11 protein-coding genes and 1 tRNA gene are annotated in these 11,464 nt (G+C 75.7%); 7 read left to right on the forward strand and 5 right to left on the reverse strand.

The window, feature by feature from the left end:
- Positions 1-30: 30 nt before the first annotated feature.
- Together GTR00_RS05505 and GTR00_RS05510 are read left to right on the forward strand one after the other, a co-directional pair.
- The gene (locus GTR00_RS05505; protein ID WP_166610641.1) at positions 31-1,866 is read left to right on the forward strand and encodes a phosphoenolpyruvate carboxykinase (GTP); all 1,836 of its coding nucleotides are present in this window, start codon (positions 31-33) and stop codon (positions 1,864-1,866) included.
- Between the two features lie 82 nt (positions 1,867-1,948).
- Positions 1,949-3,637, forward strand: coding sequence for a glycoside hydrolase family 13 protein (locus GTR00_RS05510; protein ID WP_166610632.1), 1,689 nt, complete (start codon positions 1,949-1,951; stop codon positions 3,635-3,637).
- A gap of 64 nt (positions 3,638-3,701) precedes the next feature.
- On the opposite strand, the gene GTR00_RS05515 is transcribed toward GTR00_RS05510, so the two are convergent.
- Both GTR00_RS05515 and GTR00_RS05520 read right to left on the reverse strand, forming a co-directional pair.
- Positions 3,702-5,162, reverse strand: coding sequence for an aminotransferase class I/II-fold pyridoxal phosphate-dependent enzyme (locus GTR00_RS05515; protein ID WP_166610633.1), 1,461 nt, complete (start codon positions 5,160-5,162; stop codon positions 3,702-3,704).
- A gap of 90 nt (positions 5,163-5,252) precedes the next feature.
- Positions 5,253-6,218, reverse strand: coding sequence for a zinc-binding dehydrogenase (locus GTR00_RS05520; protein ID WP_166610634.1), 966 nt, complete (start codon positions 6,216-6,218; stop codon positions 5,253-5,255).
- 68 nt (positions 6,219-6,286) lie between these two features.
- On the opposite strand from GTR00_RS05520, the gene GTR00_RS05525 reads away from it, so the two are divergent.
- Both GTR00_RS05525 and GTR00_RS05530 read left to right on the forward strand, forming a co-directional pair.
- A complete protein-coding gene (locus GTR00_RS05525; RefSeq protein WP_166610635.1) occupies positions 6,287-7,138 on the forward strand; it encodes an acyl-CoA thioesterase in 852 nt (283 codons plus the stop codon).
- A gap of 88 nt (positions 7,139-7,226) precedes the next feature.
- Complete coding sequence (locus GTR00_RS05530) at positions 7,227-7,409, forward strand: hypothetical protein (protein WP_166610636.1); 183 nt, start codon at positions 7,227-7,229, stop codon at positions 7,407-7,409.
- A 79-nt stretch (positions 7,410-7,488) separates the two neighbouring features.
- Here the strand turns inward: GTR00_RS05530 and ettA are convergent, their stop codons facing one another.
- Complete coding sequence (ettA, locus tag GTR00_RS05535; RefSeq protein WP_166610637.1) at positions 7,489-9,171, reverse strand: energy-dependent translational throttle protein EttA; 1,683 nt, start codon at positions 9,169-9,171, stop codon at positions 7,489-7,491.
- 62 nt (positions 9,172-9,233) lie between these two features.
- On the opposite strand from ettA, the gene GTR00_RS05540 reads away from it, so the two are divergent.
- Positions 9,234-9,306 (forward strand) — tRNA-Arg (locus GTR00_RS05540).
- Between the two features lie 25 nt (positions 9,307-9,331).
- Here the strand turns inward: GTR00_RS05540 and GTR00_RS05545 are convergent.
- The gene (locus GTR00_RS05545) at positions 9,332-9,832 is read right to left on the reverse strand and encodes a hypothetical protein (RefSeq protein ID WP_166610638.1); all 501 of its coding nucleotides are present in this window, start codon (positions 9,830-9,832) and stop codon (positions 9,332-9,334) included.
- Positions 9,829-10,479, reverse strand: a complete 651-nt coding sequence (locus tag GTR00_RS05550) for an RNA polymerase sigma factor (protein WP_323132235.1) — start codon at positions 10,477-10,479, stop codon at positions 9,829-9,831. The genes GTR00_RS05545 and GTR00_RS05550 overlap by 4 nt, the downstream gene beginning before the upstream one ends.
- 239 nt (positions 10,480-10,718) lie before the next feature.
- Here GTR00_RS05550 and GTR00_RS05555 point away from each other — a divergent pair, with 239 nt between their 5' ends.
- Positions 10,719-11,186, forward strand: coding sequence for an Asp23/Gls24 family envelope stress response protein (locus tag GTR00_RS05555; protein ID WP_166610639.1), 468 nt, complete (start codon positions 10,719-10,721; stop codon positions 11,184-11,186).
- Positions 11,183-11,464: hypothetical protein (locus GTR00_RS05560; RefSeq protein ID WP_166610640.1), on the forward strand; the 282-nt coding region annotated here is incomplete at its 3' end. The genes GTR00_RS05555 and GTR00_RS05560, both read left to right, overlap by 4 nt.

Consider the following 11,464-nt stretch of genomic DNA (forward strand, 5'->3'; position numbering starts at 1 on the left):
GTCCCCGTGCCGTCGCGCACCGCCGCCGACCTGGACGCCCCCCGCCTGGTGGGGGCGCCGACGAACCACCCGGCGCTGCTGGCGTGGGTGCGCGACACCGCCCGCCTGACCCAGCCCGACGAGGTCGTCTGGTGCGACGGCTCGCAGGGGGAGTTCGACCGGCTCACCGCGCGGATGGTCGCCTCCGGCACCCTGATCCCGCTGGACCCCGTCAAGCGCCCGGGCAGCTTCCTGGCGCGCTCGGCGCCCTCCGACGTGGCCCGGGTGGAGGGCCGCACGTTCATCGCCTCGCGCCGCCGCGAGGACGCCGGACCGACGAACAACTGGCGCGACCCCGACGTGCTGCGCGAGGAGCTGGCCGGGGTGTTCGCCGGCTGCATGCGCGGGCGCACGATGTACGTGGTGCCGTTCTCCATGGGGCCGGTCGGCGGGCCGATCTCCCAGCTGGGCGTGCAGGTCACCGACTCCCCCTACGTCGTGGTGAGCATGCGCACGATGACCCGGATGGGCGCGGAGGCGCTGGCCGCCCTGACCCCCGGCACCCCGTTCGTGCCGGCCGTGCACAGCGTCGGGTTCCCGCTGGTGGACGCCATCGGCCGCACCCGCGAGGACGTGCCGTGGCCGTGCAACGACCTGAAGTACGTCGCGCACTTCCCCGAGACCCGGGAGATCTTCTCCTTCGGCTCCGGCTACGGCGGCAACGCCCTGCTGGGCAAGAAGTGCTTCGCGCTGCGCATCGCCTCGGTGATGGCCCGCGAGGAGGGCTGGCTGGCCGAGCACATGCTGCTGATCAAGGTCACCTCCCCCGAGCGGCGGGTGTTCCACCTGGCGGCGGCGTTCCCCTCCGCGTGCGGCAAGACGAACCTGGCGATGCTGCGCCCCACCGTGCCGGGCTGGACGGTGGAGACGATCGGCGACGACATCGCCTGGATGCGCCCCGGGCCCGACGGGACGCTGCGCGCCATCAACCCCGAGGCGGGTTTCTTCGGCGTCGCCCCGGGCACCGGGTGGTCCACGAACCCCACGGCGATGCAGATGCTCGAGCGGGACGTCATCTTCACCAACGTCGCGCTCACCGACGACGGCGACGTGTGGTGGGAGGGCATGACCGAGCAGGCCCCGGCGCACCTGACCGACTGGCGGGGCCGGGAGTGGACGCCGGACAGCCCCGCTCCCGCGGCGCACCCCAACGCGCGGTTCACCGTCTCGGCGCGGCGGTGCCCCTCCCTGGCCGCGGAGTTCGACGACCCCGAGGGCGTGCCGGTCGACGCGGTGCTGTTCGGCGGGCGCCGGGCCACCAACGTGCCGCTGGTGGCCGAGGCGCTGGACTGGAGCCAGGGCGTGTTCATGGGGGCCACGGTCTCCAGCGAGCGCACCGCCGCCGCCGAGGGCGCCGTGGGGCAGCTGCGCCACGACCCGTTCGCGATGCTGCCGTTCACCGGTTACCACATGGGTGACTACTTCGCGCACTGGCTCTCGGTGCGCGACCGCCTGCCCGCGCGGGGGCTGCCGCGGGTGTACTCGGTGAACTGGTTCCGCCGCGGCGAGGACGGCCGCTTCCTGTGGCCGGGTTTCGGGGAGAACTCCCGCGTGCTGGAGTGGGTCTGCCGGCGCCTGGAGGGCAGCGCCGGGGCCCGGTTCACCCCGCTGGGCAACGTGCCGGCCGAGGGGGCGCTGGACCTGGACGGCCTGGACCTGCCCGCGGCCGACCTGGCCGAGCTGTTCGCCGTGGACGCCGACGCGTGGCTGGCCGAGGCCGACCGGCTCGAGGAGCACTTCGCCCGCTTCGGCGCGCGCCTGCCCGGCGAGCTCGCCGGCCACCTGGACCTGCTGCGCTACCGCCTCTCGGGCGGGCGGCCCCTCTGACCCACCGCCGCCGCGCCGCGCCGGGCACCGGGCTCGCCGGCGGGGCGCGGCGGCGGTGCACCCCCGGCGGCGGGGCGGCAGGATGGAGCGGGTGAGCCGCAGCAGCACCGACACCAGCCCCCGCCCCGACGACGGCGCCACCGGCAGCACCGGGCCCTGGTGGCGCGACGCCGTCATCTACCAGGTCTACCCCCGCTCCTTCGCCGACGCCGACGGCGACGGGCTGGGCGACCTGCCGGGCATCACCGCCCGCCTGCCGCACCTGGCGGACCTCGGCGTGGACGCGGTGTGGCTGTCGCCGGTGTACCCCTCGCCGCAGAAGGACGCCGGCTACGACGTGGCCGACTACCGCGGCATCGAGCCGGTGTTCGGCACCCTGGAGGACTTCGCCGCGCTGTCCGCGCGCGCCCACGAGCTGGGCCTGCGCGTGGTGATGGACCTGGTGCCCAACCACACCTCCGCCGAGCACGCCTGGTTCCGCGAGGCGCTGGCCGGCGCGCCGGGCTCGCCGGAGCGGGCCCGCTACGTCTTCCGCGCCGGCCGCGGCGCGGACGGCGAGCTGCCCCCGAACTCCTGGCGCTCGGTGTTCGGCGGCCCGGCGTGGACGCGCGTGGCCGACGGCTCGTGGTACCTGCACCTGTTCGACTCCAGCCAGCCGGACCTGGACTGGTCGAACCCGCAGGTGCGCGAGGAGTTCACCGACGTGCTGCGCTTCTGGCTGGAGCGCGGCGTGGACGGCTTCCGCGTCGACGTCGCGCACGGGCTCATCAAGGCCGAGGGGCTGCCGGAGTGGGACCACGAGCAGGCGCTGCTGGAGGGGGCCACCGCCTCCGGCGAGCGCCCGCCGATGTGGGACCAGGAGGGGGTGCACGAGGTCTACCGCCAGTGGCGGGCGGTGCTGGACGCCCACGAGGGCGAGCGCATCCTCGTCGCCGAGGCGTGGGTGACCCCGCCGTCGCGGCTGGCGCGCTACGTGCGCGGCGACGAGATGCACCAGGCGTTCAACTTCGACTACCTGCGCGCCCCCTGGCGGGCCGGTGAGCTGCGCCGCGTCATCGACGCCACCCTGGCCGCGCACGCGGAGGTCGGCGCGCCGGCGACGTGGGTGCTGTCCAACCACGACGTGGTGCGCCACGCCAGCCGGCTGGGCTACCCGGCCGGGCAGGAGCCGGCGTCCGGGGTCGGCCCGGACGACCCGCAGCCGGACGCGGAGCTGGGCCTGCGCCGGGCCCGCGCGGCGAGCGTGTTCATGCTGGCGCTGCCCGGTGGCGCGTACGTCTACCAGGGCGAGGAGCTGGGCCTGCCGGAGGTGACGACGCTGCCCGCGCAGGTGCGCCAGGACCCCGCCTTCGCGCGCACCGGCGGCGAGGACCGCGGCCGCGACGGCTGCCGGGTGCCGATCCCGTGGGAGGGCGGGGAGCCGTCGTACGGGTTCGGCCCGGGGGCGGCGTCGTGGCTGCCGCAGCCGCCGGAGTGGGCGCGGCTGTCGGTGGCGGCGCAGACCGGCGTGGCGGGCTCGACGCTGGAGCTGTACCGCTCCGCGCTGGCGCTGCGCCGCGAGCACGGCCTGGGCCGCGGCGCGCTGGCCTGGGACGCGGAGCTGACCGGCGGCGACGTGCTGGCCTTCCGCACCCGCGACGTGCTGGTGGTGCTGAACCTGTCCGCGCGGCCGGTGGCCCCGCCGGCGGGCGCGCGGGCGCTGCTGGTCAGCGGGGAGCTGGCGGACGGCGCGGTGCCCACCGACACCGCCGCCTGGTTCTCGCTGGGCTGAGCGCGCCGGGCACGGGCACGGGCGCCGCTCAGCGCCCGTGCCCGGCCCGGGTGGGCGGCGCGGGTCAGCGCGCGACGACCCGCAGGGTCCCCACGGAGGGGTCGGCGGCGTCGGGCACGAGCATCCCGGCGGCCACGCCGCTGGTGAGGTACTCCACCGCCTCCCGGGAGACGACCTCGCCGGGGGCCAGCACCGGCACGCCGGGCGGGTAGGGGCTGACGAGCTCGGCGACCACGCGGCCGACGGCCTCGGCGATCGGGACCTGCTCCACGCGCCCGAAGAACGCCTCGCGCGGGGTCATCGCGTTCTGCAGCTCCAGCGAGCCCGGGCTGGGCAGGCGGGTGGCGGGCTGGCGCTCGAGGTCGCCGGCCTCGGCGGCCAGGCGCCGCAGGGACCGCGCGAGCAGCTCCTCGGAGGCGTCGTCCTCGGCGTGGGTCAGGCGCACCCCGATGCGGCAGGCGTCGGCGGAACCGACGTCCACGTGGCAGGCCGCGCGCAGCCAGTCGCCGGCCTGGTAGCCGCTGATGCCCAGCGGCCGCACGTCGATCGTCAGGGCCAGCGGGTCCAGGTCGAAGGCCCCCTGCGGGCGCACGACCTCGCGGCCCATCAGCTCCAGCCCCTCGATGCCGTCGACGGCGGCGCGCAGGCGCGCGGCGCGCTGCAGGGCGGCGCCGAGCAGCTCCTCGCCCTGCTCCACCATGTGCCGGCGCCAGCCGTCGAGGGTGAGGTAGACCAGCGCCGAGGAGCTGGTCGTGCCCAGCAGGTCCTCGCGCTGCTTGAGGACCTCCGGGTCCACCAGGTCGCCCTGCAGGTGGAACACCGAGCTCTGCTCGATGGCGCCGCCCATCTTGTGCACGCTGGTGACCACGACGTCGGCGCCGGCGTTGACGCCCCAGGCGGGCAGGTCGGGGTGGAAGGGCAGGTGCGCCCCCCACGCCTCGTCGACGATGAGCGGCACGCCGAACTCGTGGCACACCCGCGCCACGCCGGCGATGTCGGCGCAGGTGCCCCAGTCGGTGGGGGTGATCAGCAGCATCCCCCTGGCGTCGGGGTTGGCCTCCAGCGCGCGGCGCACGTCGGCCGGCTCCGGCGGGTGCGCCAGGTGCAGGTCGGCGTCGAAGTGCGGGTGCACCCACACCGGCTCGATGCCGGAGATGATGACGCCGGCGACGACGGACTTGTGCGCGTTGCGCGAGACCAGCAGCTTCTCGCCCGGCCCGGCCACGGAGATCATCGCGGCCTTCACCGACAGGGAGCTGCCGCAGGTGGAGAAGAACGTCTTCTGCGCGCCCACCGCGTCGGCCATGAGGTCCTCCGCCTGGCTGACCACGCCCTGCGACTCGCGCCGGTCGTCCAGGCCGTTGAGGGTGAGCACGTCGGAGGCGAAGACGCCCTCCCCCACGACCTGCACGACGCGGGGGTCGGCGCCGCGGCCCTGCCGGTGCCCGGGCGGGCCGTAGACGACGTCGCCCCGGCGGCGGAACGCCTCCAGGGCCTCCAGCACCGGTGCGCGCGAGTGGTCCACCACGTCCCTGCTCCCCTCCTGCTCGGTCCTGCTGCCGGGCGCCGCCACCGGCGGCGCCCCCCAGGGAGCCGGTACCCCGCGCGCGGCGGCTCACACGGTGACGACGACCTTGCCGACGGCCTCGCCGGAGGCCAGGCGGGCGAACGCCGCGCGCGCGTCGGCCAGGGCGTGCACGGAGTCGACCTCGGGCGCCAGGTCGGCCAGCTCGCACAGGCGCAGCAGCCGCTCGAACTCCTCGCGGGTGCCCATCGTCGAGCCCAGCACCCGCAGCTGGCGGAAGAAGACGTGCTCCAGCAGCGCGGGAGGGGCGCCGCCGGTGGTGGCGCCGGAGACGACGATCGCGCCGCCGGGCTTGAGGGACTGCACCGAGTGCTTCCAGGTCGCCTCGCCGACGGTCTCCAGGACCGCGTCGACGCGCTCGGGCAGCCGCTCGCCGGTCGCGAAGGTGGCGTGCGCGCCCCAGGAGGTGGCCCTCGCCAGGCGCTCGGGCGAGCGGCCGGTGACCCACACGCGCAGGCCCGCGGCCGCGCCCAGGGCGGTCAGCGCGTTGGACACGCCGCCGGCGGCGCCCTGGACGAGGACGGTCTGCCCGGGCACGGCCCGCGCCCGGGTGAACAGCATCCGGTAGGCGGTCAGCCACGCGGTGCCCAGCGAGGCGGCGCGCTCGAAGGACCACCCGGCGGGCTTGGGCAGCAGGTTGCGCCGCGGCACCCACACGTGCTCGGCCAGGGTGCCCGGGTGCAGCTCGGAGAGCAGGGTGCGGTGCGGGTCGAGGGTCTCGTCCCCGCGCACGTCGTCGTCGGTGACGACGGCGTGCACGACGACCTCGGCGCCGTCGTCGGTGGTGCCGGCGGCGTCGCAGCCGAGCACCATGGGCAGCCGGTCGGCGGGCAGGCCCACCCCGCGCAGGCTCCACAGGTCGTGGCGGTTCAGGGCGGCGGCGCGCACGGCCACGCGCACCCAGCCCTCGGGCGGCGCGGCGGCGGGGGCGTCGGCGACCTCCAGGGCGGACAGCGGGTCGTCGGGCGAGCTGCGGACGGCGCGGGCGGCGAGCACGAGCGCGACGCTAGCGCCGGGCGCGCGCGGCGGCGCGGGCGGCGCGGGTGCCTCGGTAGCCTCCGGGCGTGAGCGAGCCCAGCCCCCTGCTGCCCGTCCTGGACGTCCACCCGCTGCCCGACGCGGCGGACGTGTTCACCGCGGCGAACCTGCCGCACTGGCGGCCGCGGCTGTTCGGCGGGCAGGTGCTGGGGCAGGCGACGGTGGCGGCCTCGCGCACCGTGCCCGCCGACCGGCCGGTGCACTCGCTGCACGCGTACTTCCTGCGCCCGGGCGACCCGGCGGTGCCGGTGCACCTCGCGGTGGAGCGCCTGCGCGACGGGCGCTCCTTCTCCGCGCGGCGGGTGCAGGCGCTGCAGAACGGCGTGGCGATCCTGTCGGGCATCGCCTCCTTCCAGGTGGGCGCGCAGGGGGTGGAGCACGCCGAGCCGGCGCCGCGGGTGCCCGAGCCGGAGGAGCTGACCAGCGACGTGGAGCTGCTGGACGCCCTGGAGCACCCGATGGCCCGCCAGCTGGGCCGCGGGCGGCTGACCGACGTGCGGCACGTGGAGCCGGCGCTGTACGTCACCCCCGACGGGGAGCGCCGCGCGCACCAGGCGGTGTGGATGCGCCTGGACGGCGCGCTGCCCGACGACCCGGTGCTGCACCGGGCGGCGCTGGCGTACGCCTCGGACTTCACCGTCCTGGAGCCGGTGCTGCGCCGGCACGGGCTGGTGTGGGCGACGCCGGGGCTGAACGTGGCCAGCCTGGACCACGCGATGTGGTGGCACCGCCCGGCGCGCGCGGACGAGTGGTTCCTGTACGTGGCGCAGAGCCCGAACGCGACGGGGGCGCGGGGGCTGTCGACGGCGCGCGTGTACGACCGGCAGCGGCGCCTGGTGGCCTCGGTGGCGCAGGAGGGGATGCTGCGGCTGCCGTGAGCCCGCGCAGGGCTGCGCGGGCTCGGTGACCGTGGGATGATGTGACCTGCCTCACAGAGCGAAGGAGCTCTCGAGGGAGGAGGGAGCCATGACCGCCGCCACGTCCGTCCTGCAGCGCCACCGCCACCGCCGCCACCACCACGGCCCGCACGGCGTGCCCCGGCACTGCGCCGCCTCGCGCCGGGTGGCCGCCGCCGCGGCCCGCGCCGACCGCCTCGTCGCCCGCTACGCCCCGCTCACCGGGCAGCTCACCGGGCGGCAGCGGGGCTGATCGGCCGGCACCCGCGCCCGGACGCGACGGTGCCCGCGACCCCGGCGGGGTCGCGGGCACCGTCGGCGCGCGGGGACCGTCAGTCGCGGGTGAGCTTGCGGTAGGTCACCCGGTGCGGGCGGGCCGCGTCGGGCCCGAGGCGCTCGACCTTGTTCGCCTCGTAGCCGGCGAAGTTGCCCTCGAACCAGTACCAGCTCGCCGGGTCCTCCTCGGTGCCCTCGTAGGCGAGGATGTGCGTCGCCACCCGGTCCAGGAACCAGCGGTCGTGGCTGACGACCACGGCGCAGCCGGGGAACTCCAGCAGCGCGTTCTCCAGGCTGCCGAGGGTCTCCACGTCCAGGTCGTTGGTGGGCTCGTCCAGCAGCAGGACGTTGCCGCCCTCCTTCAGGGTCAGCGCCAGGTTCAGCCGGTTGCGCTCACCGCCGGAGAGCACCCCCGCGGGCTTCTGCTGGTCCGGGCCCTTGAAGCCGAAGGCGGAGACGTAGGCGCGCGAGGGCATCTCCTGGTTGCCGACCTGGATGAAGTCCAGGCCGTCGGAGACGACCTCCCACAACGTCTTCTTCGGGTCCAGACCGCCGCGGGACTGGTCGACGTACGACAGCTTGACCGTGTCGCCGATCCTCAGCTCGCCGCCGTCGAGGGGCTCCAGGCCGACGATCGTCTTGAACAGCGTGGTCTTGCCGACGCCGTTGGGGCCGATGACGCCGACGATGCCGTTGCGCGGCAGCGAGAAGGACAGCCCGTCGATGAGGGTGCGCTCGCCGAAGCCCTTCTTGAGGTCCTTGGCCTCGATGACCAGGTTGCCCAGGCGCGGGCCCGCGGGGATCTGGATCTCCTCGAAGTCCAGCTTGCGGGTGCGCTCGGCCTCGGCGGCCATCTCCTCGTAGCGCGCCAGGCGCGCCTTGGACTTCGTCTGGCGGCCCTTGGCGTTGGAGCGGACCCACTCCAGCTCGTCCTTCAGGCGCTTCTGGAGCTTGGCGTCCTTCTTGCCCTGGACCTCCAGGCGCGCGGACTTCTTCTCCAGGTAGGTGGAGTAGTTGCCCTCGTACGGGTAGGCGCGCCCGCGGTCCAGCTCCAGGATCCACTGGGCGACGTTGTCGAGGAAGTAGCGGTCGTGGGTGACGGCCAGCACGGCGCCGGGGTACTTGGCCAGGTGCTGCTCCAGCCACGTGACGGACTCGGCGTCGAGGTGGTTGGTGGGCTCGTCCAGCAGCAGCAGGTCCGGCTGCTCCAGCAGCAGCTTGCACAGCGCCACGCGGCGCTTCTCACCGCCGGAGAGGACGGAGACGTCGGCGTCGCCCGGCGGGCAGCGCAGCGCGTCCATGGCCTGCTCGAGCTGGGAGTCCATGTCCCACGCGTTGGCGTGGTCCAGGTCCTCCTGCAGCTGCCCCATCTCGGCCATGAGGGCGTCGTAGTCGGCGTTCGGGTCCTCGAAGGACGCCGTGATCTCGTTGTAGCGGTCCATCTTCTTCTTGAGGTCGCCCAGGCCGTCCTGGACGTTCTCCAGCACCGTCCTGGACTCGTCGAGCTTCGGCTCCTGCATGAGCATGCCGACGCTGTAGCCCGGCGACAGGCGGGCCTCGCCGTTGGAGGGCTGGTCCAGCCCGGCCATGATCTTCAGGACGCTCGACTTGCCGGCGCCGTTCGGCCCGACGACGCCGATCTTGGCGCCCGGGTAGAAGGAGATGGAGACGTCGTCGAGGATGACCTTGTCCCCGTGCGCCTTGCGCGCCTTCGACATGACGTAGATGAATTCCGGCACGGACCCCAGGCTAGTCGAGTCGTCGGCGGGCGCGCTCCGCGCTGGGTAGGGTGCTGCCGCCGGCCTCCGTAGCTCAGTGGATAGAGCACCGGACTTCTAATCCGATGGTCGCAGGTTCGAATCCTGCCGGGGGCGCCCAGCCGCCGCGCCCGCGCCGCCCTCAGCCGACGACGCGGGGGTCGTCGGAGACGTCGCCCAGGTGCACGTGGGTGCGGATGCGCTCCGCCGCCGGCGCCAGGGGGCCGAGCAGGTCCCCCAGGACCTCGCGGGCGACGGCGTGCACCTGCCCGGCGACCTCCAGCAGGCGCACGCCGTAGGCGGCGACGAGCTCGACGACGACGTCGTCCAGCTCGTCGTCCTCGCCGGTGGTGCAGGTGATGCGGGTGGCGGCGACCCGCGGCACCAGGTCCACCGCGCGGCGCAGCGCGGCCACGAGCACGTCGGAGGCGACGAAGTAGTCGCCGGCGGCGTGCCGCCCGCGCACCGGTGCGGAGGGCCGGAAGGCGTGCAGGGCCCGGGAGACGACGCTCTCGCGCACCGCGACCCACCCGGCGTCGGTGTGCTGGCGCAGCAGCAGGGCCGCGCGGGCGGCCAGCTCCGCACCGGCGCCCGGGACCCCGCCGGGGCCGGCGCCACCGCGAGCGGCCGGCTGCTCGCTCACCGCCACTCCTCCAGCGTAGAGGCCACGGTGGCGCGGGCCCGTTCGAGCAGGCCGCGCACGGTGCTGGTGGTGGTGGACAGGACGACCCCGATCTCGGCGTAGGACAGGCCCTCGACCTCGCGCAGGACCCACGCGGTGCGCTGGCGCTCGGGCAGCAGGCGCAGCGCGGCCTCCAGCGCCGCGAGCAGCGCGGCCTCGACGTTCTCCTCCCCGGGCCCGGGACGGGTGTCGCGCACCTGCTCGGCGACCTCGTCCACGTCCAGCGGCGGCCGGCCCCCGCCGGCGGGGGCGACGGCCCGGGCGGCGCGCTGCTTGTGCACCTGGTGGCGGGCGAGCACGTACAGCCAGGTGCGCACCGAGGCGTCCCCGCGGAAGGACGGGAAGGCCCGCCAGGCGGAGAGCACCACCTCCTGCAGGCAGTCCTCGGCGTCCTGGGCGTCGCCGAGCAGGCCGTAGGCGTAGCGGTGCAGGCTCGGGCCGTGCCGCTCGACCAGCTGGGAGAAGGCGTCCTTGTCGCCCAGCGCGGCCCGGCGGGCCAGCACCTCGTCGGGCGGCGGCGGGGGCCCTGCCGCGCCGCCGCCGCGCGCGCCGCGGCCGGCGAGCGGCGAGCGGCGGTACCGGTGCGTCCCGGCGGTCTCCGGTCCCACGGGGCGACCTTCCGCGAGGCGGCGGGCACGGCGTGCGGCCCGGCGGGCAGGTGTTCGGCCCGGCCCCCGCAGTGCAGCAGCCCCGGCACCCCTCGGCAAGCCCAGCCGTCCGCTGGAGGCGTCCGCGACGACTGTGGCGCAGGTCACACGGGTGCGACCGTGACGTTCCGCCCGCGCGGCGCTCTACCCCTGTGACGCGGCACCACCGCCGCTGCCCACCGAACCCCGGAGGAGTCCCCGTGAGCGAGACCACCACCAGCACCGCCAGGAGCACCGGCTCCGCGACCCCGGTCAAGGCCGCGCCGCTGAGCAGCAGCCAGGGCACCACCTCGATCGCCGACACCGTCGTCTCCAAGATCGCCGGCATCGCCGCCAAGGACGTCTCGGGCGTGCACGCCCTGGGCGGCGGCGCCTCGCGCGCCGTGGGCGCGCTGCGCGAGCGCATCCCCGGCGGGCGCGTGAACCACTCCCAGGGCATCTCGGTGGAGGTCGGCGAGACCCAGGCCGCCGTCGACGTGGACCTGATCGCCGAGTACGGCGTGGCCATCGCCGACCTGGCCTCGGGGGTGCGGCGCAACGTCATCTCCTCCGTGGAGCGGATGACCGGCCTGCAGGTGACCGAGGTCAACATCTCCGTCGCCGACGTCCACCTGCCCGAGGACGACGCCGACGAGGAGTCCGAGCAGCGCACCGCCCGCGTGCAGTGACCGGCCCGGTCCCCGACGCCGACGAGGTCGCCGCGCTGGTCCGGGCCGTGCCCGGGGTGGTGGCCCTGCACGCCGGGCGCTTCGGCGAGGTCGCCACCTACCTGCCCGGCCGGCGCGTCACCGGCGTCAAGCTCGGCGAGCAGGTGGTGGAGGTGCACGTCGTCGTGGAGCTCGGCGCCCCGCTGCGCGCCGTCGCCGAGGCGGTCCACACCGCGGTCGCCGCCGTCGTCAGCGTGCCCGTGCGGGTGTTCGTGGAGGACCTCGCCGCGCCCGCGGCG

It is taken from the genome of Kineococcus indalonis, assembly GCF_009906395.1.
Lineage (GTDB): Bacteria > Actinomycetota > Actinomycetes > Actinomycetales > Kineococcaceae > Kineococcus > Kineococcus indalonis.